The following is a 26,844-nucleotide window of genomic DNA, read 5'->3' as shown; positions in this document are numbered from 1 at the left end:
GCGCCTCAAAGTATGTATATGTATATACAACTTTCCGCCATTGAGGATCAACCATGGCAGTTTATTTTGCCCCACGCGCACGGCTGGCCGACGGCTGGCAGGAAAACGTGCTGATCGCAACCGACGATCAGGGATTTATTCGCGCTCTTACCGCCGACAGTACGCCCGGCGATGCCGTTCGTCTGGCCGGCCCGGTGATTCCGGCAATGGCCAACCTGCATTCCCATGCCTTCCAGCGCGCCATGGCCGGGCTGGCGGAAGTGGCAGGCGATCCGCAGGACAGCTTCTGGACGTGGCGCGATCTGATGTACCGCATGGTGCAGCGCCTGTCGCCTGAGCAGGTCGGTGCCATCGCCACCCATCTCTACATTGATATGCTCAAGGGCGGCTACAGCCAGGTGGCGGAATTTCACTATCTGCATCACGATCCGCACGGCCAGCCCTACGCTGATGATGCGATGCTGCACCAGCTGATGCAGGCAGCGCACACCGCCGGTATCGGCCAGACGCTGCTGCCGGTGCTGTACGGCTACAGCGGCTTCGGTGCGCAGCCGGCCAGCGACGGTCAGCGACGCTTTATTCAGCACACCGATGCCTATCTGCAGCAGCAGCAGCGTGTCGCGCAGTGGAGCGCGCAGCAGCCGCTGATCAACCACGGCCTGTGTTTCCACTCGCTGCGGGCGGTAAGCGAAGCCCAGATGCATGAGGTGCTGGCCGCCAGCGCTACGCATCTGCCGGTACACATTCACGTTGCCGAGCAGGAAAAAGAGGTTAATGACAGTCTGGCATGGAGCGGCGAACGGCCGGTGGCGTGGCTGTATAACCGCTTTGCCGTTGATGCGCGCTGGTGCCTGATTCACGCCACCCATCTCGATCAGCAGGAGATCGCGCGCATGGCGGACAGCGGCGCGATTGCCGGGCTGTGTCCCACCACCGAAGCCAATCTCGGCGACGGCATCTTCCCGGCGGTGGAGTACATCGGGCGCGGCGGGCGCTGGGGCATTGGCTCTGACAGCCACGTTTCGCTCAGTGCGCTGGAGGAGCTGCGCTGGCTGGAGTATGGCCAGCGGCTGCGCGATCGTCGCCGCAACCGCATCACGCTGGCCGATCAACCCTCGGTCGGCGATCTGCTGTGGCAGCAGGCGGCGCAGGGCGGCGCGCAGGCCTGTGGCATTGCCAGCGGTGAGCTGGCGGTGGGCAAACGCGCCGACTGGCTGGTTCTGGAGGAGGATGCGCTGCTGGCCAGCGTCAGTTCCGCCGCGCTGCTCAATCGCTGGCTGTTTGCCGGCAGCAGCCAGCAAATTCGAGACGTGTTTGTTGCCGGACAGGCGGTGATTCAGCAGGGCCACCACGTGGCGGAAGAAGCGGCCGCCGCTGGCTTCGCCCGGGCAATGCGGGCGCTGCAATGATCGCGCGCTTTGACTACGCGCAGCTGCCGGTCAGCCGCTGGCGCAACGGCGGCGGGGAGACGCGCGAAATTATCAGCTATCCGCCGGGCGCAGCGCAGTTCGAGTGGCGCGCCAGCATCGCCACCATCGACGCCGACGGGCCATTCTCGCCCTTCCCCGGTGTCGATCGGGTGATCACTTTGCTGCATGGCGATAGCGTGCTGCTGCGCTGTGAACAGGCCGAACAGCCGTTACTGCCCCATCAGCCGTGGGCCTTTCCCGGCGAATGGGCGATAGAGGCGCAGGTCAGCGGCAGCTGTCAGGACTTCAATATCATGACGCGGCGCGACGCATGGCGCGCGGCGGTAAGCGTGGAGCAGCTGGCGGTCAGCAGCCTGCATGGCGTGGCGTATGTGCTGGCCGGTACATGGCGCAGCAGTGCGGGCGAGACGCTGCAGGCGCAGCAGGGAATGTGGTGGCTGCAGGAGCAGCAGCTGGTGCCGCAAACGGCAGAGGCCAGCCTGCTGTTTATCGCGCTTAGCCGTGTCCCCTGAAGCGGCCCAGCAATTTGTAGCGTGAGCCTGGATAGAGCAGGCGCGCATAGGTGACGATTTTGTTGTCGCTCCACGTCTGGCGACGGATAAGTAGGCACGGCTCGTGCTCGTCCAGCGCCAGATGCTTACGCTGGCGCAAATCCGGCAGTACCGCTTCAACGATATGCTCACCGGCAGTCAGCGGGGCGACGCGCATCAGATAGGTGTACGGCGTCAGGCTGTGGTAATCCTGGCTGAGATAATCAGGCGCGACCAGCGGATTGACCAGACGATCTTCCAGCTGCACCGGCAGCTCATTTTCATAGTGCACGATCAGCGAATGATACAGCGTCTGGCCGGTGGACAATCCCAGCACCGCCGCCTGTTCCGGATCCGCCTTCATCTGACCAATCGAGAGAATTTTGCAGCTGTGCGTGTGGCCGCGCTGGGCAATTTCATCGGCGATGTTGTGCACTTCCAGCATTGCGGTATAGCCCTTCATCTCCGCGACAAAGGTGCCGACGCCCTGCATGCGCACCAGAAACCCTTCGCTGGTGAGTTCCCGCAGCGCACGGTTGATGGTCATGCGGCTGACGCCCAGTTCATTCACCAGCTCGCTCTCGGACGGCACCCGCTGGTTGGCTTTCCAGTGACCTTCCCGGATCTGGCTGACGATTGCCTGCTTAACGCGCTGGTAAATGGGCGCGGGTTCATCCCCCATCGCTGCCGCCAGCTGTGCGATTGCCGTTTGCTCCGCCATTTCCTGTTCCTTTTCCGAATGATGAGTGAAGTTTACTGTCTCGCCGCCTAAATGTATATACATCCAATGGTGCAAAGCCTGCCGGAGTGGTGCAGCTGCCGCCCGCTTTTGGTGCAGCGTACCAGGCTGAAGGTTGCCGCACCCGCATTGCGGCACGTTTCACAGAATACGATCAATCTGGCACAGCGCTTGCTACTTGTATAGACAAGATTAGACACTTATGCTTCACTCACAACACTTATAGCGCCTCTGGCGGATGCCATCGCATCTTGAGCACCGCCACAACGTGGCAGATAACTTGTATAGACAGGAGTAGACTATGTCAGGTTCGGTTCAGGCAATTCGCCTCGTTCCCGGTGAAGTGGACCTCGCCACCTTACGCCGTATTTATCAGGAGAAGGTGACGCTGCAGCTGGCAGAGGAAGCGCGGGCGGATATTGACCGCGCACGTGAAACCGTCGAGGCCATCGTCGCCTCGGGCAAGGTGGTGTACGGCATCAACACCGGCTTCGGCAAGCTGGCGCAGACGCAGATCCCCGCCGAACGCCTGGCGGAACTGCAGCGTAACCTGGTGCTGTCACACAGCGTCGGCCTCGGCGATCTGCTGCCGGACAACGTCACCCGCCTGGTGGTCGCCAGCAAAATCATCAGCCTGGCTCGCGGCCACTCGGGCATCCGCATGGAACTGATTGACGCGCTGCTGGCGCTGTTCAACGCCGGTGTGATGCCGTGCATCCCGGCGAAGGGATCGGTTGGCGCGTCCGGCGATCTGGCGCCGCTGGCGCACCTCTCCCTGATGCTGCTCGGTGAAGGCCAGGTGCGCATTGACGGTCAACTGGTGCCCGCCAGCGAAGGCCTGGCCCACGTCGGCCTGCAGCCGATTGTGCTGGGGCCAAAAGAGGGTCTGGCGTTGCTCAACGGCACCCAGGTCTCTACCGCGCTGGCGCTGCGTGGTCTGTTTGAAGCCGAAAATCTGTTTGCCGCCGGGCTGATGGCTGGCGCGCTGTCGCTGGAAGCAATTAAAGGCTCGGTTAAACCGTTTGATGCGCGCATCCATCAGGCGCGCGGCCAGCACGGGCAGATTGCCGTCGCCGCTGCAGTGGCGACGCTGCTCGAAGGCAGCGAAATTCTCAGTTCGCACAGCAACTGCGGACGCGTGCAGGATCCCTACTCGATCCGCTGCGTACCGCAGGTGATGGGCGCCTGTCTCGATAACCTCAGCCACGCCGCGCGCGTGCTGCAGATTGAAGCCAACGCCGCTTCTGACAACCCGCTGGTCTTCAGCGACAGCGGCGACGTGATCTCCGGCGGTAACTTCCACGCCGAGCCGGTGGCCTTTGCCGCCGACATCATCGCGCTGGCGATTGCCGAAGTCGGTGCTATATCCGAACGCCGCCTGGCGCTGCTGCTCGACACCGGCCTCTCCGGCCTGCCGCCCTTCCTGGTGCGCGACGGCGGTGTGAACTCGGGCTTCATGATTGCGCAGGTTACCGCTGCCGCGCTGGCCTCGGAGAACAAATCGCTGGCGCACCCGGGCAGCGTCGACAGCCTGCCGACCTCAGCCAATCAGGAAGATCACGTATCGATGGCCACCTACGCGGCACGGCGCCTGGGCGAGATGTGCTTCAACACCGCTGCCGTGGTCGGCATTGAAGCGATGGCGGCGGCGCAGGGCATCGACTTCCACCGCCCGCTGCAAAGCTCTGCCGCGATCGAACAGGAGATGAGCCGCATTCGTGCGCAGGTCGCCTTCCTCGATCAGGACCGTTTACTGGCGCCGGACATTGATGCCATGCGCCTGTGGGCCAGCAGTTACGTCTGGCCTGAAACCCTTACTGCGCTGCTGCCAAGCCAGCGTTCTACTGCTAATTAAGGAACCGATGATGAGCGAAACTTTGCCTCAGGCTGTTGCCCGTGAAATCCGTGCGCCGCGCGGTAATGAACTGCACTGCGCCAACTGGCTGATTGAAGCGGCATACCGCATGATTCAGAACAACCTCGATCCTGACGTGGCCGAACGCCCGGAGGATCTGGTGGTGTATGGCGGAATCGGCAAAGCCGCGCGCAACTGGGCGTGCTTTGAGCAGATTCTGCGCTCGCTGCGTGCGCTGCAGCCGGAAGAGACGCTGCTGATTCAGTCCGGCAAGCCGGTCGGTGTGTTCCGCACCCATGCCGATGCGCCGCGCGTACTGCTGGCCAACTCCAACCTGGTGCCGCACTGGGCAACGTGGGATCACTTCCACGAACTGGATAAGGCCGGGCTGATGATGTATGGCCAGATGACCGCCGGTTCATGGATCTATATCGGCGCGCAGGGCATCGTGCAGGGTACCTTTGAAACCTTCGCCGAAGCCGGTCGCCAGCACTACAACAGTGACCTGACCGGCCGCTGGATCCTTACCGCCGGTCTGGGCGGCATGGGCGGCGCGCAGCCGCTGGCGGGCGTGCTGGCCGGTGCCTGCGTGCTGGCGATTGAGTGCCAGGAGTCGCGCATCGATTTCCGTCTGCGCACCCGCTACCTCGACCATAAAGCCTACAGCCTGGATGAGGCGCTGGCGCTGATCAAAGACGCCACCGAAGCCGGCCAGGCGATCTCCGTGGGCCTGCTGGGCAACGCGGCCGAGCTGGTCCCGGAACTGGTGCAGCGCGCGAAAGCGGGCGGCATGAAGCCTGACATCGTGACCGATCAGACCTCCGCGCACGACCCGATCAACGGCTATCTGCCGGTGGGCTGGGACGTGGCACGCTGGGAAGCCGAGCGCGTCAGCAATCCGAAAGCGGTAGAGAAAGCGGCACGCGCCTCCATGGCGCAGCACGTGCAGGCGATGCTCGACTTCCACCACATGGGTGTGCCGACCGTGGATTACGGCAACAATATTCGTCAGGTGGCGCTGGATGAAGGGGTGAAAAACGCCTTTGATTTCCCGGGCTTCGTGCCGGCGTATATTCGTCCGCTGTTCTGCGAGGGCAAAGGCCCGTTCCGCTGGGTGGCGCTGTCTGGCGATGCGGAAGATATCTATAAAACCGACGCCAAACTGAAAGAGCTGTTCCCGGATCACAAAAACCTGCACCGCTGGCTGGATATGGCGCAGGAGCGCATCGCCTTCCAGGGCCTGCCGGCGCGTATTTGCTGGCTGGGGCTGGGCGAGCGTCACAAAGCCGCGCTGGCATTCAATGAGATGGTGCGCAACGGCGAGCTGAAAGCGCCGATCGTGATTGGTCGTGACCACCTCGACTGCGGCTCGGTGGCGTCACCTAACCGTGAAACCGAGGCGATGAAGGATGGCTCGGATGCGGTGTCGGACTGGCCGCTGCTGAACGCGCTGCTGAACACCGCCGGCGGGGCCACCTGGGTGAGCCTGCACCACGGCGGCGGCGTCGGAATGGGCTTCTCGCAGCATTCCGGGGTGGTGATCGTCTGTGACGGTACGGCTGAAGCGGATGCGCGCCTTGGTCGCGTGCTGTGGAACGACCCGGCCACCGGCGTGATGCGTCATGCCGATGCGGGTTACGAGCTGGCGCAGACCTGCGCAGAGCAGCACGGTCTCAATTTGCCGATGCTGAAGTAGTTCCAGGTGCGCATCAATGCGCACCCTACGGGAAGTTACCCCGGCTGGGCAATGCCGCAATGTGCGGTCTGTTAAGCCTTAACACTGTTCGCAAAGGTTGCACTGTACAAGGTCGGCATTGATGCCGACCGCGTGCAGCGCCAGCACGGCAGCATCCCATCGAGTCCTGTAGGGTCGGCATTTATGCCGACCGCGTGCAGCACCAGCATGGCGGTATCCTATCGCGCTCTGTAGGGTCGGCATTCATGCCGACCGCGTGCAGCACCAGCACGGCGGTATCCTATCGCGCCCTGTAGGGTCGGCATTTATGCCGACCTTGCCCCCATGCGCTTATGCCAATCCGCTATAGCCTATAGCCAAATTATTCCTTTCCACGATAGACGCCCCCCACGCTTACCACTACAGTGGACACTTAACTTCCCGCGTCGGAGATTGCGCAGCTGACGCTGCTGATGGAGCCTTACCTTATGAGCCTGCCTGCTGTCCTGCTGGAAAACGCCCTCACCTGGCGTCGTCAGTTACATCAACACCCTGAACTGGGTTACCAGGAGCAGCAGACCAACGAACTGGTAGCTCAGGTGCTGACCGATGCCGGACTGCAGGTGTTTCGCGGTCTCGCCGGCACCGGCGTGATCGGCACGCTGGAAAATGGTCCCGGTCCGGTCATCGGGCTGCGCGCCGATATGGATGCCCTGCCGATCACCGAAAAAGGCGAGCCGCAGTGGAAATCGAGCCGGCCTGGCGTGATGCACGCCTGCGGTCACGATGGCCACACCGCGGTACTGCTGGCCGCAGCCTGTCAGCTGGCCGCCACGCGTAATTTCAAAGGTACGGTACATTTCCTGTTTCAGCCAGCCGAAGAGAATCTCGGTGGTGCGCGCAAAATGGTGGAAGAAGGTCTGTTTCAGCGCTTCCCGATGGATGCAGTGTACGCGATGCACAACTGGCCGGGATTGCCGGTGGGATCGCTGGCGGTAAATCCGGGCGCGATGATGGCATCGCTGGATTCGTTTGAGATTACGCTGCACGGCAAAAGCTGCCATGCGGCGATGCCGGAAAGCGGTGCCGACCCGATGGTGGTCGCCGCCGAGCTGATTCTGGCGCTGCAAACCATCCCGTCGCGCCGCCTGTCACCGCTGGCGTCGGCGGTGGTCAGCGTCACCCAGATTCACGGTGGCGAGGCCATTAACGTCATTCCGGAGCAGATCACGCTGCGCGGTACGGTGCGATGTCTGCAGACCGACGTGCGCAATCGCGTGCGCGGTCTGATTGAAGATTTTGTCACCACCCTGCCGCGCCCGTTTGGCGTCAGCGGCGAGATTCACTGGTATCCCGGTTATCCGGTTACCGCCAACCATGTCGCCCCGGCGGAGCAGGTGCGTGACGTGGCGTGCCAGCTGCTGGGTGAACAGCAGGTGCACTGGCAGGTTAACCCGTCGATGGCGTCTGAAGATTTTGCCTGCATGCTGGAAGCCTGTCCCGGCGCCTATTTCTGGCTCGGCGCTGACGGTGCCACGCCTTCAGCGCCGCTGCACAATGCCAACTATGATTTCAACGATGCGCTGCTGCCGATTGGTATTACCTTCTGGCAGCAACTGGTGGAGAGCGTACTGATTAAACGCTGATGGCGCTGCTCAGTAAGCCCTTTCAGCTGCGCAGGCGTGCCCCCCTGCGCAACCGCTGCGGTGACCGCCGTCACCGCTCAGGTTTCTCGTGCATGGCCGGCCGGGCAGCCCGGTTAAATTCCCGCCTGCTGTAACCGCGTTTCGGCATCAGCCATCGTCGCGACTTCGCCGGTCGCCACCAGACAGCACGCCAGCTGCAGGCGCAGCGCCTGCGGCACGGCGCGTTCACCGGCAAGCACCTGGCGGATCCACGCTGCGGTATCCTGGGCCCCTTTGCTCTCGGCCAGCGCCAGCGCGACCTCTGGCTGCCGCTCAACCCACACTTCCGCTTCTGCGCCGGCACCGCGAATATAATTAATCGCCGGGCAGCGCTGCGGATTGGCATAGACCTCACCTTCAGTGCCGTTCAGCAGAATTGCTGGTGCATCGATATTCTGGAAGAATTTACCCACGCGCGGCACATATTCCGGATGCGACACGCTCGCCAGCCGCAGCGCGGCGCGTTCGGCAAACGGCGTCGCCAGCTTGGCCAGCGTGTGCGCGCTGTTGCGCACGCCCATGCGCCAGCGCAGCGCCAGCTGTTTAGCCATTGGCGCACATAAATTATCGATGGTGATGAACGCCAGCTCGCCAGCGTCGAGTTTCGCCTGCGCCTGCTGTGCACTGGTCACCGGCGCAATATCCAGCGCCGCCAGCACCGCTTCGCTGGTCACGCGGGTTGGGTCGTCGCTGACGCCGTGCAGCAACACCGGAAAACCGAGCTTCACCAGCAGCAGCGCCAGCAGCGGCGTCAGGTTGCCCTGGCGACGCGCGCCGTTATAACTGGGGATCACGACGGGCATCGGACGCTGTGCCGGGGCCTGCAGCCGCATCATGCGCTGCTGCATCGCGTGGTAGAAGCCGCGCATCTCTGCTTCCCCTTCGCCTTTGATGCGCAGCGCAATCAGCACGCCACCCAGTTCGAGATCCGGCACCTCGTCCGCCAGCATCGCGCTGTAAAGCGCCACGGCAGTGTCAAAGTCGATATCGCGTGCGTGATTCTTGCCGCGGCCAATCTCTTTAATGATCTTATTCAGTTCCATCATACTTCCCGCTTCCAGGGCGCGCCGTCACCCGGCGGCCAACAATCGTGCATCCGGCTGTTGCCGCATACTCAGGATTTCTTGCTGCGCTTCGCCGGTTTGTCCGCTTCCGGCACCGGCGGTTGTTCAATCGGAAACACTGGCAGCGCGGCCAGCAGGCGGCTGCCGTAGGTTTTGCTCAGCAGCCGGCGATCGTAAATGACGATTTCACCAAAACACTGATGGCTGCGGATCAGACGCCCGACCTGCTGGATCAGCGTAAACGATGCGCTGGGTAAACTTTGTACTTCAAACGGGTAGCGTTTGAGGCTCTTCAGCCACTCCCCTTCGGTCAAAATTACCGGACTGTCCACCGGCGGAAAAGCAATTTTATGGATGTGCACCTGCGACAACAGATCGCCTTTCAAATCGAGCCCTTCGGCAAAAGATTGCAGGCCAACCAGAATGCTGCTTTGTCCGGCGGTCACACGTTGCCGGTGAAGCTCCACCAGCCGTGAACGCGGCTGATCGCCCTGCACCAGCATCGACAGACGCAGCTCCGGCACCAGGCTGACAAACTGCTGCATCGCACGCCCGCTGGCAAACAGCACCAGCACGCCTTTGTGCTGCTGCGCCTGCATTTGCTGGCGGAAGAAGCGCGCCATCTCAGCAATGTGCTCCGCTTCACTGGCCAGCAGCGGCTCATAGCGCATTTGCGGGATGATCAGCTTGCCCTGATCGACATGATTAAACGGCGAGTCGAGTGCCACAAAGCGGTCGCCGGCCTTTTGGTTCAGGCCGGACATCTCCTGCAGGCGATTAAAGCTGTTCAGCGAACGCAGGGTAGCCGAGGTCACCACCACGTGCGGGATTTTGCGCCACAGCAGCTTTTCCAGCTGGTCGCTGACGCGAATCCCGGCGCAGTGAAACAGCAGATGCGCCTGGCCGTCACGAATTTCACGCGTCACCCATTTCGACACCGGCGCGTTGGACGCTTTTTCCATCGCCGCCAGCCGCCACAGTTTGCTGATGGATTCAAACCAGCCGAAGTGGCGATTGAGCTGCAGGATGGCTTTGTGCAGCCGCATGATATCGGCCTTGCCGGTCTGTTCGCCCAGCTCGTTGAGCAGCCCTTCGCTCAGGCCACGCAGCGCATCACTCAGCTTAAACAGCCGCGCGCACAGGGTCAGCAGTTCTGGCGGCAGCTCACCGAGCACAAAGCGAAACTCGCCTGGCTGATTATCGCACGGCAGCAGAGGATTGAGAGCGTTGCACAGCGTCTGCAGCTGCTCGCGCATCTCATCGCAGTGTCCTTTCAGACGCTCGGGATTGCTCAGCGGCGGCGGGGATTTCGGCCGGAACTGCGCCATGATGGTCTCCACCAGCCGCACAAACAGATCGAGCTGCAGGCTGCTCCAGCCCGGCGTGATCTCCGCGCTCATCTCCAGCGCATCCCGCGCCACTTCCGGCAGATGGTGTCCTTCATCCAGTACCAGCATCAGGTGTTTGGCCGGCGGCAGCACCGACTCATTCTCCATTGCCGCCATCACCAGCGCATGGTTCGCCACCACCACATCGGCCTGCTCGATTTCGCGTCGCGCCACAAAGAACGGGCATTCGCGATACCAGCGGCAATGGTGTGCCAGGCAGTTCGCTTTATCAGTGGAGAGGCGCTGCCACAGGCTGTCGTCAATCGCCACGTCGCTGTGATCGCGCAGGCCATCCCACTTATAGCTGCTGAGGTCTTTCTCCAGCCGCGCGCAGAATTTCTGCTCCTCTTTCGAACCGGTCACCGCCTGTTCGTCGAGATACAGCAACAGATCACCCTGCTGATCGTCCGTGGCTGCCAGTGCGGTCAGGTTGCGCGGACAGACATAGCGTCCGCGACCAAAAGCCGCGGTGAAGGTGAGGTCAGGAATGATTTTCTTTAATAGCGGCAGATCTTTGCTGAAGATCTGATCCTGCAGCGCCACGTTGGCGGTGCTGATGACTAAACGTTTCTCTTCGGCGCGGCTGACCGCAATGCCGGGAATCAGGTAGGACAGGGTTTTGCCGACGCCGGTGGGCGCCTCAATGGCCAGATGGCGACCCTCGTCACCGGCCAGACTCTTCGCCACTTCGGCGATCATCTGGCGCTGCGGCGCGCGTGGGATAAAGTCAGGAACCTGCTGCTGCAGCGCCTTATACCATTGCGCAATCTGGCTTTTTATCGCTGCTGTCAGGGCCATAGTGAATACTGTTGGTTAAACCGGCCTGTATTTTTACACAGTATTGCCACAGCGTCAGCTTTCGCGCTCAGTTTTTCGCGCTGGATTCAGAATTTCGCGCATCGCGCGGATCAGCGGCTCGCGCGCGCGGCCGCGCCGGAAGGCGAACGAAAACGGCGCACGAAAGTGAAAATGGTGGGGCAGCAGGCGCAGCAACTGGCCCTGCTGCTCGCGGCTGCGCGCGTAATGCTCGGGCAAAAAGCCGATATAGCGCCCGGAGAGAATCAGCGTCAGCTGCGCTTCAATGCTCTCCACCGAGGCGGTGCTGTGGCGGAAACCGCGCTTGTTCAGCTCCTGCTGGTTCCAGTAGCGCCGCGTTACCATGCCGGTCTGCTGCACGCGACGCACATCCGCATCGCCCTGCGCCAGCGCATGCTGCGGACTGCAGTACAGCCACTGCTGCTCCTCGTATAGCGGTAGCGTCACCAGATTGCTGGCGCGCAGCGGAAAGTGTCCGATGGCCAGGTCGAGCCGATCTTCCAGCACCTGCTGCTGCAGTTCGTTGGGCTCGCACACGCTGAGGGTGAGAAACACCGCCGGAAAGCGCTGATTAAAACGGGCGATAACCGCCGGCAGATCCAGCGTGCTGTCGGTGACGGTGGCATCGACCACGCCGAGCGCAAATGTGCCGCCCTGCGCGCTTTTCAGCGTCTCCACCTGCAACTGCCAGCCGCTCAGGGTCGCCAGCATTTCCCGGGTATAGGCATAGAACTGTTCGCCTTTGCTGGTCAGCGCAAACCCCGCGCGGCCGCGCTGGCACAGAATAAAGCCCAGCTGGCTTTCCAGTTCACTCATGTAGGCGCTGATGGCCGGTGTGGTCATGTTCAGCGCCTGTTGCGCACGCGAATAGCCCTGGTTTTCCACCACGCTGGCGAACACCTGCAGCAGTTTCAGATTGGGTAAGGTTGGCACCGCACTTCCTTCAGGGATTGCTGACAATAGTTAACGAATCGCTGAAGTGATTATCGGCTGACAGGGATTTTTTCTGCAAGCCGCTTTGGCGATGATGCAGCCATTCCCTGAAAAAGAGAGCTTTCGCTATGTCGCAACAAAATTTGGTGTTCCCGGCGCGCGTGCTGCGTGGTGCGGGTGTGATTAACCAACTGGGGGCCATCTGCGCCGGGCTGGGCCAGCGCGCACTGCTGATTGGCGGCCAGCGCGCGATGCAGGCGGTGGCGACGCAGGTGAAGACCCAACTCGACGCCGCTGGCGTCACGCTGCTGGCACCGGTGTGGTTTGGTGGCGAAACCTCGCTTAACCATATCGAACGGCTGGCGGTGTTAGCGATTGAACAACAGGCAGAGGTGCTGATCGGTGCGGGCGGCGGCAAGGCGCTGGATACGGTTAAAGCGGTGGGCGCACAGCTCGGGCTGCCGGTGATAACCGTCCCGACGATTGCCGCCACCTGCGCTGCGGTGACCCCGCTGACCATTCGCTACGACGATAACGGCAACTTCTTTGATATTTTCCCGCTGCCACAGGCACCGGCGGCGGTGATCATCGACAGTGAGTTGCTGGCAGCCGCCCCTGCCCGCTGGCTGGCCGCGGGCCTCGGCGATACGCTGGCTAAATGGTATGAGTTCCGGGCGGTAAGCACGCGCCATCCGGCGCGCACCGGCAATGCGCTGTCATCGCTGGCGCACAGCCAGATCTGCTATGAGGTGATCACGGAGCACGGTCCGGCGGCTTACGCAGCGGTACTGCGCGGTGAGAGCGGCACTTCGCTCGATCAGGTGCTGGACGCGATTTTTACCTGGGCCGGTCTGACCTCGCTGATGAGCAATGGCGCCCACGCCGCCGCTGCGCACGCCATTTACGAAGGCTTCACCTTCTGCGACAAAACGCGCGAGTTTGGTCACGGCCTGCTGGTGGGTTACGGCAATTTGTGCCTGCTGGCGCTGGAGGATCGCAGCGACGAAGAGCTGGTGGATGAGATGCGCCTGGCGCGCGACTGCGGCGTACCGTTGACGCTGGCCGAGATTGCCGCGCTGGATGAGAGCGAGCTGGCGTTGATTATACGTGAGTCTGTCCACGCGCCGGATATGGCGAACATGGCCGAACCGGTCAACGAAGCGCGGTTGCGGGCGGCGATGGCGCGGATTGAAGGGCTGGCGGAACGGGTTTGATTGCGGTCGCAATGGATGTGGTAAATCCCAGGTCACCATGAACGGCAAATCCCAGGTCACCGTAAACGGCGACCCTACGGGCCAGCGCGCGTTTTTGTAGGGTGCGCATTTATGCGCACCGTCATCGTAAACGGCGACCCTACGGGCCAGCGCGCGTTTTTGTAGGGTGCGCATTTATGCGCACCGTCATCATCAGGTCGCGCTGGCCTGACCGAGCGGCATTTCGCCATGGCTGGCGCCCCACTTTTACCGGGTCGCCAGCATCGCCGCGACTTGCCGCACATCCGCCACGTTATCCAGCGTCAGGCACAGCGTTTCCAGCTGCTGCACCTGTGGCGCCGGCAAGACGCGCGCGGCGAGGCTGCGGTATTTGGCGTGCAGCGCCGCGTCGCTCAGCGGATTCGCCGGCGATCCGGACGGCACCGCGACGTGCTGCTGCCACTGCTGGCCCTGCACCGTCTCCAGCCGAACCCACGGCTCATCATCGCGCCCCTGCTGGTGGTCAATCTCCAGCTCAATACGCGCCATCAGCGCGGCAGCTTCCGCACTCAGGCGACGGCTGTCGTCATAACTCGCCAGCTCCGCAGAGCCGAACAGCGCACGCGCCGTCAGCGCATACGGCAGGCTCATTTGCGCGGCGGCGAGGCTGGTGAGCTCACGCGTGCCGCACATCTCCAGCAGGAACGGATTGAGCCCAACCACAATGCGTGCAATATCCCCGGTCGCCACCGCATGCTGCTCAAGCAGCAGACCCAGCGCATCGATCGCCGCATGCGTACCGCGACAGGCGGCGTAAGGCTTGATGGAACAGCGCGCCAGTTTCCACACCTCGCCCAGTTGGGCCGTGAGCGCGGCGGGCTGTTGCGTTTCACCGGCCAGGGTTTGCAGAAAGCCGCCCCAGCGCGCCTCAAATACCGCGGCCGGTCCGCTGATGCCGCGCTGTGCCAGCAGCGCCGCCTGTACGCCCCCTTCCGCCGCGCGCGCCGCGTGCAGCTTTTTGGTGTGTGAGCCATCATGAATAAAGCCCCACAGGCCACCACTGAAGCTGGCAGCGATGCCCAGCGCTGAGGCACACTGCGCGGCCGGCAGCCGCAGCAAACAACTGACGGCGGCAGCCGCGCCAAAAACGCCACAGCTGGCAGTTGAGTGCCAGCCCGCACCGTTGTGCGCCGCATAACCCCCGCAGGCTTCCAGCACGCGGCGGCCGATGTCATAACCCACGACCATCGCGGTGAGAAATGCCCGTCCGTCGACCGGCTGCGTCGCCAGCGGCAGCGCCGCCAGCAGCGCCGGTAACACCACGGCACCGGAGTGATCGCAGCCGCCGGTGTCGTCCAGTTCATACATGTGCGCCGCCACGCCGTTGAGCCACGCCGCCTGGCGCGGGGAAGCTTGCTGCGCACAGCCCCACAGCTGCGCCACGGCGCTGCCGCCCTCTTCGGCCACCAGCGCCCGGCATTCGCGCCAGATCGGGCTGTCACAGCCCGCCAGCGCCGCGCCGAGCGTATCCAGCAGATGGCGCTTCGCCTGCGCTACCAGCGGTTCCGGCAGCTGGGCAAAGCGGGTGGCCGCGATGAAGTCCGCCAGCCGATCAAGCGTGGTGTCCATGTTCGCCTCCGCTGAGCCGGGCAAACACCTCTGCCGGATGATCGGCATCGTTATCCGGCTGCGTCTGCCAGTGCGCGGCCACCTGGCCGGCAGTAGCGATCCACACGTCATGCTGCTGCAGCGTCTCCAGCAGCTGACGCAGCAGGCCAATGCGTCCGGCGGTGCCGATAATTTCCGGGTGCAGCCGCAACAGGTAGCACAGGCCGAAACGGTGAAAACCGTGGAAATCCTGCGTCAGGTTAGCCAGCGTTTCGCCATAGGGCGCGATGCGCGACTGTCCGGGCGGAATCGCCGGGCTGAGGTTGAAGGCAAAATAGGGCGCATCCTCCAGCGTGTAGTGCATGGGCAGCTCCACCAGCCGGGTGCCGGGGTGAAAATAGGGTAAATCATCACCGCGCCAGCTGGAGGACCAGCGGATGCCGTGCGTTGCCAGCGCCGCAGCAAGGCCCGGTTTCCACTGGCCGGCCGGCGTGCGAAACCCGGCAATCGGCTGGCCGGTCAGCTGCGCCAGCCGCTCGCAGCCGCGCGTCACGCTGGCAATCTGCTGCGCCAGCGTCAGCGCAGAGAAGTCTTCGTGTCGCTCACCGCTGCAGGCGATCTCATGGCCGGCGGCGACAATACGCTGCAGCACCTGCGGCTGCTCTTCGGCGACGATGGCCGGTAAGCACCAGCTGGCCAGCAGCTGTTTCTCCGCCAGCAGATCCAGCAGGCGATCAACGCCGCGCAGCGTGCCATAGCGCCACACCGACAGGGTTTTATCGCGCCCGGCAACCGCAGGCGCCTGCGTCAGGATGCCGTGAATATCGTGATAGTCGATGGTAATGATGGCCGCCGATTGTTTGCCCGACGGCCAGCGTGAATGTTCAGTCATGTTGCTGCTCCTGCAAATACCACGCGGCCACCGCATCACAGCGCGCAAACCACACATCGTCGCGCGCCGTCATGTGGGCAAACAGCTGCTCCAGCAACAGCAAACGGCCGGGCTGCCCGGAAATTTTCGGGTGGAACAGCGTGGTCAGGCACAGTCCTTCGGCCATCGCGCCGTCAAATTCGCGCTGCCAGTTGTCACCGGTGTGCGCATAGCTGGCGATGCGGTCGCCGCCCTGTGGAAAATCCGGCTGGCGCGTGTAGGCCAGCGAGGCGTAATCATCCATCTCCCATTTGCCGGGAATCTCCACCAGCGGCGTATGCCCGGCGACGGCAATGCTGTACGGCCGATCGTCACCACGCATGCTGCTGGAGTAAATCACCCCGGCTTCCCGCAGAATCTGCGGCGTTTCGGCGTGCCAGTCGCCGGAAGGGGTGCGGAAACCGCAGGCGCGGATACCAAGATGTTGCTGAAAGATGGCGGCAGAGCGCGCCATCACGACGCGCTGTTCATCTGGCGTAATCGCCCAGAACGATTCGTGGCGATAACCGTGATAGGCCACTTCATGGCCCTGTTCGATAATCGCCTGGCACTGCCGCGGCCACTGCTCCACCACCCACGCCGGCACAAAAAACGTGGCCGGCAGTTGGAAGGCGCGCAGCAGATCCAGCAGCCGACCGAGCGCGCGAAACGGCCCGTAGGCGCCAAAGGTGAAATACTCTGGTGTTGACCACAGGCTGCCATTGAGCATGGCATCGCCAGTGGGACCATCAAGATCAAACGCCAGCGCCATACAGCCACGCTTGCCCTGCGGCCAGCGCACTGCGCCCGGTTGTTGCATACGCCCGCTCCTTAGCCCTGATTCACCGTGGCTTCGGCAATGCCGTTGTCGCTCAGGCCCCATTTACTGAGGATTTTCTGGTAGCTGCCATCGGCAATCATGGCATTGATGGCTGCCTGAATCGCCGTGGTCAGCTCACCGGCATCTTTACCCAGCGCCATGCCGGTGTACTGGAAGGAGAAGGCTTTATCCAGCGGCTTAAAGGTGCCTTTTTCCAGATTCATGATGTACGGCAGGGTTTCGCTGCCCTGTACCGCACCATCCAGACGACGCTGACGCAGCTGCGTGCGCGCATCGGCGGTGCCTTCCGCGCCCACCACGATAATCGCGGGTTTACCGGCCGCTTCGCAGTGCGCTTTTGACCAGGTAGCAATCTCCTGCGGGAAGGTGGTGCGGCGGCTGGTGCCTACTTTTTTGCCGCACAGATCGGTGGCGCTGTTGATGTCGCTGCGCGCCGCCAGGGTGTAAAACTGCGGACCGGTTTTGAAGTAGTCGATAAAGTTAACCACCTTCTGCCGCTCTTTGGTGTCGGTCATGCCGGACATCACCAGATCGACGCGTTTGGTCACCACCGCGTTGACCATCTGTTCAAACGCGATCTCCTGCCAGTTAACCTTCACGCCGAGCTTCTCGCCAATTGCCTGGCCCAGCTCATAATCGACGCCGCTCAGCTGATTGGTGGCCGGATCTTTAAAATCCATCGGCGGGTAGTTCGGCATGATGGCGACGGTCAGCCCTTTCTCTTTGATACTGGCCGGTACGGCAATCTCCGCCCAGGCAGAGGATTGCAGCAGCAGCGCGGCACTGATGGCACTCAATAACAGTTTTTTCATCTATTCACCCCGGTCACGTTAAAGAAGAATCGCGTTGATAAAGTTTTTCATCCGTGGGTTTTGCGGGCTCAGCAGAATCTCTTCCGGTGCGCCCTGCTCAATAATGCGTCCCTCATCCATAAACACCACCTGGTTGGCGACCTCACGCGCAAAGCCCATTTCGTGGGTCACCACCAGCATGGTGGTGCCTTCTTTTGCCAGCTGGCGCATCACCGCCAGCACTTCACCGACCATCTCCGGATCGAGCGCCGAGGTCGGTTCATCAAACAGCATCAGTTTGGGTTTCATCGCCAGCGCGCGGGCAATCGCCACGCGCTGCTGCTGACCGCCGGAGAGCGACTGTGGATAGTCGTGTGCTTTGTGCGCCAGTCCGACGCGATCCAGCAGCGCCATCGCCTCTTCGCTGGCCTCGCGTTTCGGGCGCAGCAGCACGCGACACGGCCCCTCGATGATGTTCTCCAGCGCGGTCTTGTGCGGAAACAGGTTGAAGCGCTGAAATACCATGCCGGTCTGCAGCCGCTGGCGCGCAATCTGTTTGTCACTCAGCGGGTGCAGCTTGTTGCCGGCAATGCGATAGCCCGCCAGTTCGTTGTCGACCCAGATGCCGCCCTGATCCACTTTCTCCAGCTGATTGATACAGCGCAGAAAGGTGCTCTTACCGGAACCCGACGGGCCGAGAATGCACATCACCTCGCCGTAGTTCACTTCCAGGCTGACGTCCTTCAGCGCGTGGAACTGATCGAAATATTTGTTCACCTTGACGGCGCGCACGATGTTTCTCATCTCTCACTCCCGGTTACTGGCGACGACGATGGCCGCGTGAGAAGTAGCGTTCCAGCTGGCTCTGCCCGAACGACAGCAGCGTCACGATAATCAGGTACCAGATACCCGCTACAAACAGCAGCTCCATCACGCGCGCGTTGGCGAAGTAGATGGTTTGCGCGTTGTACAGCAGCTCGGAGTACTGAATCATGCTGGCCAGACTGGTGGTTTTGATCATGCTGATGAACTCATTGCCGACCGGCGGCAGAATCACCCGCATCGCCTGCGGCAGAATGATGCGCTGCAGCGCCTGCAAACGCGGCATGCCGATGGCTTTGGCGGCTTCATACTGTCCGGTATCTACCGATAACAGCCCGGCGCGCACCACTTCTGAGGTGTACGCGCCCTGATTGATGCTCAGGCCAAGCAGCGCGGCGAGAAACGGCGTCATCACCGTGACGGTTTGCACGCTGAACAGACCGGGAATGCTGATGGTGGGAAATACCAGCGCCAGGTTGAACCACAGCAGCAGTTGCAGAATCAGCGGCGTGCCGCGAAAGATCCACGCATAGCCCACCGCGATATAGTGCAGCACCGGATTGGGCGACATGTACATGATGGCGGTGATGACGCCAAACAGGATGCCCAGCGCCATCGCCAGCACCGACATAATCAGCGTGTTAACCACGCCGTTAAGGATCGCCTGCGCGGTGAAGAACTGGCCGACGAACGACCACTCAATATTGCCATGCGCAAAGGCATTAACCAGCAGCGCCAGCAGCACGAGGATCACTGCCGATGCGGTGATGCGGCCATAATAGCGGCGCGGCACCACCTGATAGCGATCGAGATCGTAATGGGGCTGGACGCGGCCATTGTTGACCGACGGTTCAACCGGTGTGGTGTGTGACATAGGCTCTCCTCAGGCGCGCGGTCCGGCGTAATCATCGGCCCAGCGCTGCTGGTCCTGCATCAGGGTTTGCAGACGGGCCAGCTGCTCGCGCACCCGTGCCGGCGCGGTGCCGCCGTAGCCGCTGCGGGCTGCCAGCGCCGCTTCCAGCGTCAACGCCTGACGCACCTCGGGCGTGAGCCGTGCATCGACGCCGTGCAGCTGCGCATCGCTGAGATCGGCCAGGCCGCAGTTTTCGCGTTCACACAGCTGCACCAGCTGGCCGGTAATCTCGTGCGCCTCGCGGAACGGCACGCCGCGCATTGCCAGCCAGTCGGCCACTTCGGTCGCCAGCGTAAAGCCATCCGGCGCCTGCTCGCGCATCACCTCAGTATTGAATTTCAGCGTCGCCATCATGCCGGCCATGGCAGGCAGCACCATCAGCAGCGTGTCGACCGCATCAATCACGTTACGTTTGTCGTCACTGAGATCGCGGTTGTAAGAGAGCGGCATGGCTTTCATGGTGGTCAGCAGCGCCATCAGGTTACCGACCAGCCGGCCGCTGCGGCCGCGCGTCAGCTCGGCAATGTCCGGATTTTTCTTCTGCGGCATGATCGAACTGCCGGTGGCATAACTGTCGTGCAGCTCCACCCAGCGGAACTGCCGTGACGCCCACAGGCACACCTCTTCACACAGCCGGGACAGGTTGATGCCGATCATGCTGGTGACGAACAGGAATTCCGCGGCGTAGTCGCGGCTGGCGACTGCATCGATCGAGTTTTCACACGGCGCCAGATAAGCGAGATCGGCTGCGGCCAGCTCTGGCTGACGCGCAATTGCCGAACCGGCCATCGCCGCCGCGCCCAGCGGACAGCGCGCGCTGCGGCGATCCCAGTCCTGCATACGCTCGATGTCACGCGCGAAGGATTGGGCGTGCGCCAGCAACTGATGGCCAAACACAATCGGCTGCGCCTGCTGCAGATGGGTGAAGCCGGGCGCGACACTGTCGGTGTGTTGCACGGCCTGCGTCACCAGCGCCTGCTGCAGCTGCAACAGCGCGCTCACCAGCTTGCGGCCGTTATCCCGCAGGTAGAGGCGCAGATCGTTGACGGTCTGATCGTTGCGTGAACGGCCGGCACGCAGCTTGCCGCCCAGCGCGCCGAGGCGTTCTGTCAGTGCGCGTTCGATGAAGGTATGCACGTCTTCATCGGCGGCAATCGGCTGCAGCTGGCCAGCGCGATAATCGGCGTCCAGCGCGTCAATCGCCGCCAGCATGGTATCCAGCTCGTCAGCGCTCAATAGCCCGGCCCGCGCCAGCTCGCGCGCATGGGCGCGGCAACCGGCGAGGTCGTACGGTGCCAGCGCAAAGTAATAATCCGGGCTACGCGACAGCGCGGTTAAACTGGCTGCCGGAGCCGCTTTAAAACGTGCGCCCCATAACAGTTCGGCATTCTCAGACATGCTATTTCCCTCACAAATCAGCCGCAGCAATATGAAAAAGTTTGGATTCAGCCGGCAGCGATAATAAAAACTTATTTTATTGCCACGCTGGCAAATAGGTGGTATTTCAGATTCACTGTACTTTCACCGCAATTATTCCGGAGTTGAATAGCAAAAATGGAAAGTAAAGTTTCCCAGTCTGGAAACAATGCGAATAATCGCGGCGATAATGCGGTTCTGGCGCTGAGTAATATCGACTTAAAATTGCTGCGGGTATTTAAATGCGTGGTGGAAGCCGGCGGATTAACCGCTGCCAGTCACGAATTAAATATTGGCCTGGCGGCGATCAGTAAACAGGTTTCTGACCTGGAGATTCGGCTGGGCATGACGCTGTGCAGCCGCGGCCGTGAAGGTTTTGAGCTGACGCAGTACGGCATCAATGTTTATCAGGCCACGCTGGAGCTGTTCGTATCGCTCAACCTGTTTCGCGAGCGGCTGCACAATAGTCGCAACGAGCTGCTGGGCGACATCGCGATTTGCGTGGTGGATAACACCATTAGCGATCCGCACTCGCCGGTCACCAGTGCGGTGCAACAGTTGCACCAGAAAGCGCCAAAGGTGCAGATTCGTCTGCAGACCGCACAGCTGGATGATATTGAACGCGGCATAAGCGAAGGGCGTTTTCATTGCGGCATCGCTCCCGTGTATGAAATGAAAAATGAGTTTGATTACTTCGAACTTTATAAAGAATACGCAAAATTATATTGCGCTGCGTCACATCCTCTCTATTGCGGATCTTGCGATAAAAATATTTCGGTGGATGTATTACGTCAGCAGAAAATTATTAATCATTTATATGTTACCCCACGCGATGAACGCCGCCTGATTCCGGTGCAGGAGAGCGGTGTGCAGGCGGTGCAGGTGGAATCGGTGGCCATGCTGATTTTAACCGGTCACTTTATTGGGTATTTACCGGAACATTATGCCGCTCCGTTTATTGCCCGCGGACAATTGTGTGAGCTGGGCGATGACACGCTGCGGCGCGAAACCGCATTTTGTCTGGTGATGAAGAAAGGCCGGAAAATAAATCCGATCATCCGGCTGTTTATGCAGGCGCTGGGGTTGAGCGATGCGGCGGCGGCGCACTGATTTGGTGCATGTGACCGGGTTTCTGCTGGCACGGGATGGGAATGTGTACGCTGATGCCCTCACCCCGGCCCTCTCCCACCGGGAGAGGGAGACGCAGCCTGCGGACAAGGGAGAGGCAGCCTGTGGACAAGGGAAACGTGGCGTCCGGTAACAGCAACCAGAACGCTTATGTCAGCCGCTTATACATCACCGTGGTAGCATCCAGCTCGCCGGCTGTGGATTCGGCATAGTACGGAATCGAACCCGCCACCTGCCAGCCGAGCGACAGATAGAGCGCGCTGGCAACATCGCCGCTGCGCGTATCCAGCACCAGCAGCGTTTTCCCCTGCTGCTGCGCCAGCTGTTCGGCACGTAACATCAGACGGCGCGCAATGCCCTGACGTCGCGCACGCGGATGCACCAGCAGCTTGCTGATCTCCGCACGATGGCGGCCGTTGGGCATACTGCTGAAGCCCAGCATCACCGTGGCCACTATCTCGCCCGCTTGCCAGGCCACCAGCAGCTGGTTATCGCCGCTCGCCAGGCTGTAAATTTTGTCCTGCCAGAAACGCGCCATCACTGCGCGATCGTCCGCGTCAATGAAGCCGACGCTGGCACCGTCTGCCACGCAGCCGTGCAGCACCTCACACAGTGACGCCAGCAGCGGCTGCGCCTGGGTGGCGCTGAGAGAGTCGATTTCAATCATGGTTTGCACACCACCAGAATGTAGCGCGCGCCGCCTTCGGCATGCGCCTGAAAAGAGGAACGTCCGCTGAGGTGGAAGCGCAGGCAATCGCCGGCCTGAAGCGTCCAGCTCTGCGTCTCCATGGTGAGGGTCAGCTCGCCCGACTGCAGCCAGATATGCTGTTCCAGACCCTGTACCGGCGGCGCATCATAATCAATGCGCGCGCCCGGACGCAGCACGCCCTCCACCAGCTCCGCTTTAAACTGACTGGCCGGCGGCGAGACGTTGCGCCGCTGGAAGCCGCTGAGCGTGTCCTGCCAGACCGGCTGCTGCTCCGCTTTCAGCAGCAGCACCGCTTCTTCTTCTACTTCGCTGAGCAGTCGCGACATGGTTAAACCGTAGGCCACGCACAAGCGATTAAGCAAAGCGGCGGTAGGGCTGGTCTCGGCGCGCTCAATGCGCGACAATGATGCCCGGCTAATGCCGGTTGCCAGAGCCAGTTCATCCAGCGACCAGCCGCGCTGCTGGCGTAATTCCGCCAGACGTGCCGCAAGCCGATCTTCCGTATTTAGAGCAGACATCTTTAACCTCTCATTTTCGGGAAATTAATCCCATATAAGAGATAAAGCCCGAAATCGTGCAGTGGGTCAAGTTGTACAATAAAATAATCATTGTACAAGCTCACTCTGGCGGTTAAGGTGTTGTTATGCAGGTCAGAATTTTAGAGGATGCCATGGCCTTATACAGTATCGGTGATGTTGCCGAGCGCTGTGGAATTAACCCGGTAACCCTGCGCGCCTGGCAGCGTCGTTATGGATTGTTAAAGCCGCAGCGCACTGAGGGTGGTCATCGACAATTTGATGATGAAGATGTTCAGCGGATCGAAGAGATCAAACGCTGGATAGAGAGCGGTGTGCCTGTTGGCAAAGTCAAAGCCCTGCTTGAAGGAGAGACCTTCAACGTGCATGACGGCTGGACGGCGCTGCAGGAAGAGCTGATGAGCGTGCTGCGCCACGTGCGCGCCTCCAAACTGCGCACCAAAATCGCCACCATTGGCCGTGAACACCCGGTCGATGCGCTGATTGACCACGTTTTTGTACCGGTACGCCAGCGTCTCGGGCTGGATCAAAATACCGCCCGCACCATGTGCAGTCTGCTGGACGGCGCACTGATTGATTATGTCGCGTTCTGTCTGGCAGGCGCGCGAAAAAAAGCCGGCAAAGATGCCTTAATGATTGGCTGGGGCGTAGAAGATCGCACCCGCATCTGGCTGGAAGCCTGGCGCTTAGCGCAGCAGGGCTGGCGCATTGATGTGCTGGCGGAACCGCTGGATATGCCGCGTCCGGAGCTGTTTCCCGGCCAGCATCTGTTCATCTGGACCGGTAAAAAGCCGACGCGCCGCCAGCTGGAGCAGTTCGAACACTGGCAGGCTCAGGGCTTCTCGATTCACGTCCACGAACCGACCTGAAAAATCGCACATGCGGCCTTTGCCTTACCGCATGTGCGCGTTATCATGCCGCACTTCATGACTTTTCTCAGGTTTACCTATGAACTGGAATAAAATTCTCATTGGCACCCTGTTTGCCATCATGGCGATTGGCGGCATGGGCGGCATGATGCTGGTTGGCTACAGCCTTATTCTGCATACCCACTGAGTGCGTGCTGCAACCGCTCCAGCAGCCGGTCGCAGATCAGCGCCAGCAGCGCCACCAGCAGCGCGCCCTGAATCACATAAGCGGTATTGAAGCCGCTCAGACCGATAATCACCGGCGAACCCAGACTCTCCGCCCCGACGGTTGAGGCGATGGTCGCGGTGCCGATGTTGATCATCACAGAGGTGCGCACGCCCGCCATAATCACCGGTGCCGCCAGCGCCAGCTCTATCTGCCACAGACGCCGCCAGGGTCCCATTCCCAGACCGACGGCGATCTCACGGCTGCTGGCCGGAACGCTGTCCAGTCCCGCCAGCGTGCCCTGCAGAATCGGCAACAGCCCATACAGAAATAGCGCCATCACCGCCGGCGCAGCGCCAAAGCCCATGACCGGCACGGCAATCGCCAGCACCGCCACCGGCGGAAAGGTCTGACCGGCAGCCGCCAGCGTCTCCAGCAGCGGGCGGAACGCCCTGCCGCCGTGACGGGTAGCGAAGACCGCACAGCCAACGCCCACCAGAATCGCCAGCGTGCTACCGCTGATCACCAGCAGCAGATGGGCCAGCGCCAGCTGCCAGAAACTCTCCTGCTGGTACAGCGGACGCTCCAGCTGCGGAAACCAGTGCGCAAACAGCGGCGCACTGTGCGGTAACCCCCACAGCAACAGCAGAAATACCCCCAGCAGCCAGTAGAGCGGATCGCGCAGCACTCGCATCAGCCCGCCTCCTGCTGTCGCAGCAAATCGCTAAAGTGCAGTACGCCCAGCGGCTGCTGATGCTGATCGACAACCGGTAATTTGTCGGTGCGGCGCGCAATAAACTGCGACAGCGCCTCGCGCAGCGTCAGCCCGGCGGCGATCGGTTCCGCCTCCAGCCACTCACCGCGTCGTGCCGCACTGCCGGCCCGCCCCAGCGCCAGCAGACGCACGCCCAGCTCGCTGCGGCCAAAGAACTGGCGCGCGAAATCACTGGCAGGCTGCGTCAGCAGGTCAATCGGCCGTCCCTGCTGCACAATCTCTCCGCCGTCCATCAGCACCAGCTGATCGGCGAGGGTTAACGCTTCGTCGATATCGTGCGTCACCAGCACCACGGTGCGCCCCGACAGCTGCTGAATGCGCAGCATCTCCTGCTGCAGCGCCTGCCGGTTGACCGGATCGAGCGCGCCGAACGGTTCATCCATCAGCAGCAGTTCCGGATCGGCCGCCAGCGCGCGCGCCACGCCAACACGCTGCTGCTGACCGCCGGAGAGCTGGTGCGGATAGCGCGACGCCAGCTGACTGTCGAGATTGAGCAGCGCCAGCAGCTCCTCAACCCGTGCGGCAATTTTTTCCCGCGGCCAGCCGAGCAGCGACGGCACAGTGGCGATATTTTTGGCCACATTCCAGTGTGGAAACAGGCCGATGGACTGAATGGCATAGCCAATGCGCCGCCGCAGCGCGCGCGCATCCATCTGCTCGATCGGCTCACCGGCAAAACGGATTTCGCCGCTGTCATGCTCAACCAGCCGGTTAATCATCTTCAGCGTGGTGGATTTACCCGAGCCGGATGTGCCGATCAGCACGGTAAAACTGCCCTTCTCAATCTTCAGCGACAGGTTGCGAATCGCCTCTTTACCGGCGAACGCTTTGCTCACCTGATGAAATTCAATCATGTCCTCTCTCCAGCAGCGCCGACAGCAATCGCAGCAGCGCATCGAATATCACCGCCAGCGCCACCACCGGAATCACGCCCAGCAGCACCAGATCCAGCGCACTGCTCAGCAATCCCTGAAACACAATGGCGCCGAAGCCGCCGGCCCCAATCAGTGCGGCGACCACCGCCAGCCCGACGGTTTGCACCACCACCACGCGCAGTCCGGAGAGCCACACCGGCAGCGCCAGCGGCAGCTCGGCGTGCCAGAACTGCTGCCAGGCGCTCATGCCCATACCGCGCGCGGTTTCACGCACCTCCTGCGGCACCTGCTGCAGCCCCGCGACCACGCTGCGCACCAGCGGCAGCAGTGCATACAGCACCAGCGCAATCAGCGCCGGCGCGACGCCAATCCCGCTGATACCGAGGCGCGCCAGTTGCGGAAAATGCGCCGCCAGTCCGGCCAGCGGTGCAATCAGCAGGCCAAACAGCGCCACAGACGGCACGGTCTGGATCAGATTCAGCACGCTGAAGGCGGCATGTTGCCAGCGGGCGCGACGCGCGATGGCGAGTCCCAGCGGCAGACCAATCAGCAAGGTGGGCAACAGCGTGCCGCCCAGCAGCAGCAGATGCTGGCTGAACGCGGCGTTAAAGACAGCGGTGCGATTGCTGTACTCTTTCAGCAGCGACAGCGCGTCCAGCTGACCACTCAGCAGCAGTATCAGCGGCGGCAGCCACAGTTGCAGATTAAGCAGAATACGCAGCGGCGTCTGCTGGCTAAGCTGGCGAATCGCTTCGGCGGTCAGCAGCAGCGCTAATCCTGCCGCACACCAGAGGCCGCTGCCCAGCGCGGTGCGCGCCAGCGGGCTGCCGCTGCGGGCCAGCTCACTGGCGGCGTGGCCGCCGATGCCAATCAGCAGGGCGAACAGTAGCTCCGCGCCCAGCAGCTGCGCCAGCGCCGCACCGCGTCCCGGCGGCCACCACAATCCCAGCCATAGCCATAACAGCGGCAGCAGCAGCAGCCAGCCCGCCGTTACCTGCCAAAGCATCAAGGGCTGTCCGGAGACCAGCCGGTTGGCCGCATAGCTCAGCAGCGGTAGCGCTCCCAGCGCCAGCGTGATCAGCAGCGTCAGCACCAGCAGCACCGGCTGCTGGCGCGGTCGGTTTATCCGTGACAGCAC

The 26,844-nt window shown here is 61.9% G+C and carries 24 protein-coding genes; 8 read left to right on the top strand and 16 right to left on the bottom strand.

Annotation, left to right across the window (positions count from 1 at the left end):
- The first annotated feature begins 53 nt into the window (after positions 1-53).
- On the top strand, positions 54-1,409 hold the full coding sequence (locus tag KOL70_RS02160; protein ID WP_215480145.1) for a formimidoylglutamate deiminase: 1,356 nt from the start codon (positions 54-56) through the stop codon (positions 1,407-1,409).
- Positions 1,406-1,942, top strand: a complete 537-nt coding sequence (locus KOL70_RS02155; protein ID WP_215480144.1) for a HutD family protein — start codon at positions 1,406-1,408, stop codon at positions 1,940-1,942. The genes KOL70_RS02160 and KOL70_RS02155 overlap by 4 nt, the downstream gene beginning before the upstream one ends.
- On the opposite strand, the gene hutC is transcribed toward KOL70_RS02155, so the two are convergent.
- Positions 1,926-2,681 (bottom strand): histidine utilization repressor, encoded by a 756-nt coding sequence (gene hutC, locus KOL70_RS02150; protein WP_021508436.1) that lies wholly within the window; start codon positions 2,679-2,681, stop codon positions 1,926-1,928. The two genes, KOL70_RS02155 and hutC, sit on opposite strands and share 17 nt — an antisense overlap.
- 319 nt (positions 2,682-3,000) lie before the next feature.
- Between hutC and hutH the strand changes: the two genes are divergently transcribed.
- The 3 genes from hutH to KOL70_RS02135 all read left to right on the top strand — a co-directional run bounded on the left by hutH (position 3,001) and on the right by KOL70_RS02135 (position 7,875).
- Entirely contained in the window at positions 3,001-4,554 is a 1,554-nt protein-coding gene (gene hutH / locus KOL70_RS02145; protein ID WP_215480143.1) for a histidine ammonia-lyase, read from the top strand.
- Between the two features lie 10 nt (positions 4,555-4,564).
- Entirely contained in the window at positions 4,565-6,250 is a 1,686-nt protein-coding gene (hutU, locus tag KOL70_RS02140) for a urocanate hydratase (protein WP_215480930.1), read from the top strand.
- A gap of 467 nt (positions 6,251-6,717) precedes the next feature.
- Positions 6,718-7,875, top strand: coding sequence for a M20 aminoacylase family protein (locus tag KOL70_RS02135; RefSeq protein WP_215480142.1), 1,158 nt, complete (start codon positions 6,718-6,720; stop codon positions 7,873-7,875).
- Positions 7,876-7,988: 113 nt separating this feature from the next.
- Here KOL70_RS02135 and ybiB read toward each other — a convergent pair whose 3' ends face one another.
- From ybiB to KOL70_RS02120, 3 genes are all read right to left on the bottom strand, one after another.
- Positions 7,989-8,957, bottom strand: a complete 969-nt coding sequence (ybiB, locus tag KOL70_RS02130; protein ID WP_215480929.1) for a DNA-binding protein YbiB — start codon at positions 8,955-8,957, stop codon at positions 7,989-7,991.
- A gap of 71 nt (positions 8,958-9,028) precedes the next feature.
- The gene (gene dinG / locus KOL70_RS02125; RefSeq protein ID WP_215480141.1) at positions 9,029-11,164 is read right to left on the bottom strand and encodes an ATP-dependent DNA helicase DinG; all 2,136 of its coding nucleotides are present in this window, start codon (positions 11,162-11,164) and stop codon (positions 9,029-9,031) included.
- A gap of 54 nt (positions 11,165-11,218) precedes the next feature.
- Positions 11,219-12,115 carry a LysR family transcriptional regulator gene (locus tag KOL70_RS02120; RefSeq protein ID WP_104187046.1) on the bottom strand — a complete coding sequence of 299 codons (897 nt, stop codon included), beginning with the start codon at positions 12,113-12,115 and terminating at the stop codon, positions 11,219-11,221.
- 128 nt (positions 12,116-12,243) lie between these two features.
- Between KOL70_RS02120 and KOL70_RS02115 the strand changes: the two genes are divergently transcribed.
- A complete protein-coding gene (locus tag KOL70_RS02115; protein ID WP_215480140.1) occupies positions 12,244-13,329 on the top strand; it encodes an iron-containing alcohol dehydrogenase family protein in 1,086 nt (361 codons plus the stop codon).
- 246 nt (positions 13,330-13,575) lie between these two features.
- Here the strand turns inward: KOL70_RS02115 and KOL70_RS02110 are convergent, their stop codons facing one another.
- The 7 genes from KOL70_RS02110 to argH are packed head-to-tail and all read right to left on the bottom strand — an operon-like array spanning position 13,576 to position 20,591.
- Positions 13,576-14,937, bottom strand: coding sequence for an MmgE/PrpD family protein (locus KOL70_RS02110; RefSeq protein WP_215480139.1), 1,362 nt, complete (start codon positions 14,935-14,937; stop codon positions 13,576-13,578).
- Positions 14,921-15,808, bottom strand: a complete 888-nt coding sequence (locus tag KOL70_RS02105) for a polysaccharide deacetylase (RefSeq protein WP_215480138.1) — start codon at positions 15,806-15,808, stop codon at positions 14,921-14,923. Before KOL70_RS02105 ends, KOL70_RS02110 begins: the two co-directional genes overlap by 17 nt.
- Positions 15,801-16,646: a polysaccharide deacetylase gene (locus KOL70_RS02100; protein WP_215480137.1), complete on the bottom strand. Its 846-nt coding sequence runs from the start codon at positions 16,644-16,646 to the stop codon at positions 15,801-15,803. Before KOL70_RS02100 ends, KOL70_RS02105 begins: the two co-directional genes overlap by 8 nt.
- 11 nt (positions 16,647-16,657) lie before the next feature.
- Entirely contained in the window at positions 16,658-17,479 is an 822-nt protein-coding gene (locus KOL70_RS02095) for an ABC transporter substrate-binding protein (RefSeq protein WP_021508447.1), read from the bottom strand.
- Between the two features lie 18 nt (positions 17,480-17,497).
- Positions 17,498-18,262, bottom strand: coding sequence for an amino acid ABC transporter ATP-binding protein (locus tag KOL70_RS02090; RefSeq protein ID WP_058757819.1), 765 nt, complete (start codon positions 18,260-18,262; stop codon positions 17,498-17,500).
- A 13-nt stretch (positions 18,263-18,275) separates the two neighbouring features.
- Positions 18,276-19,154, bottom strand: coding sequence for an amino acid ABC transporter permease (locus tag KOL70_RS02085; RefSeq protein WP_021508449.1), 879 nt, complete (start codon positions 19,152-19,154; stop codon positions 18,276-18,278).
- 9 nt (positions 19,155-19,163) lie between these two features.
- Complete coding sequence (gene argH, locus KOL70_RS02080; protein ID WP_215480136.1) at positions 19,164-20,591, bottom strand: argininosuccinate lyase; 1,428 nt, start codon at positions 20,589-20,591, stop codon at positions 19,164-19,166.
- 156 nt (positions 20,592-20,747) lie between these two features.
- On the opposite strand from argH, the gene KOL70_RS02075 reads away from it, so the two are divergent.
- A complete protein-coding gene (locus KOL70_RS02075; RefSeq protein ID WP_021508451.1) occupies positions 20,748-21,719 on the top strand; it encodes a LysR family transcriptional regulator in 972 nt (323 codons plus the stop codon).
- 166 nt (positions 21,720-21,885) lie between these two features.
- On the opposite strand, the gene KOL70_RS02070 is transcribed toward KOL70_RS02075, so the two are convergent.
- Positions 21,886-22,404, bottom strand: a complete 519-nt coding sequence (locus tag KOL70_RS02070) for a GNAT family N-acetyltransferase (protein WP_021508452.1) — start codon at positions 22,402-22,404, stop codon at positions 21,886-21,888.
- Positions 22,401-22,964: a helix-turn-helix domain-containing protein gene (locus tag KOL70_RS02065; RefSeq protein ID WP_215480135.1), complete on the bottom strand. Its 564-nt coding sequence runs from the start codon at positions 22,962-22,964 to the stop codon at positions 22,401-22,403. Before KOL70_RS02065 ends, KOL70_RS02070 begins: the two co-directional genes overlap by 4 nt.
- A gap of 152 nt (positions 22,965-23,116) precedes the next feature.
- Between KOL70_RS02065 and KOL70_RS02060 the strand changes: the two genes are divergently transcribed.
- Positions 23,117-23,851: a MerR family transcriptional regulator gene (locus KOL70_RS02060; RefSeq protein ID WP_031279872.1), complete on the top strand. Its 735-nt coding sequence runs from the start codon at positions 23,117-23,119 to the stop codon at positions 23,849-23,851.
- 167 nt (positions 23,852-24,018) lie between these two features.
- Here the strand turns inward: KOL70_RS02060 and KOL70_RS02055 are convergent, their stop codons facing one another.
- The 3 genes from KOL70_RS02055 to KOL70_RS02045 are packed head-to-tail and all read right to left on the bottom strand — an operon-like array spanning position 24,019 to position 26,844.
- Positions 24,019-24,750: an ABC transporter permease gene (locus KOL70_RS02055; protein WP_215480134.1), complete on the bottom strand. Its 732-nt coding sequence runs from the start codon at positions 24,748-24,750 to the stop codon at positions 24,019-24,021.
- Positions 24,750-25,685: an ABC transporter ATP-binding protein gene (locus KOL70_RS02050; protein ID WP_021508457.1), complete on the bottom strand. Its 936-nt coding sequence runs from the start codon at positions 25,683-25,685 to the stop codon at positions 24,750-24,752. Before KOL70_RS02050 ends, KOL70_RS02055 begins: the two co-directional genes overlap by 1 nt.
- Positions 25,678-26,844, bottom strand: coding sequence for an ABC transporter permease subunit (locus tag KOL70_RS02045; protein ID WP_215480133.1), 1,167 nt, complete (start codon positions 26,842-26,844; stop codon positions 25,678-25,680). Before KOL70_RS02045 ends, KOL70_RS02050 begins: the two co-directional genes overlap by 8 nt.

The organism is Pantoea sp. B270 (assembly GCF_018726825.1).
In the GTDB taxonomy this organism is placed as follows: Bacteria; Pseudomonadota; Gammaproteobacteria; order Enterobacterales; family Enterobacteriaceae; genus Pantoea; species Pantoea dispersa.
This window is presented reverse-complemented; position numbering and strand designations above follow the sequence as displayed.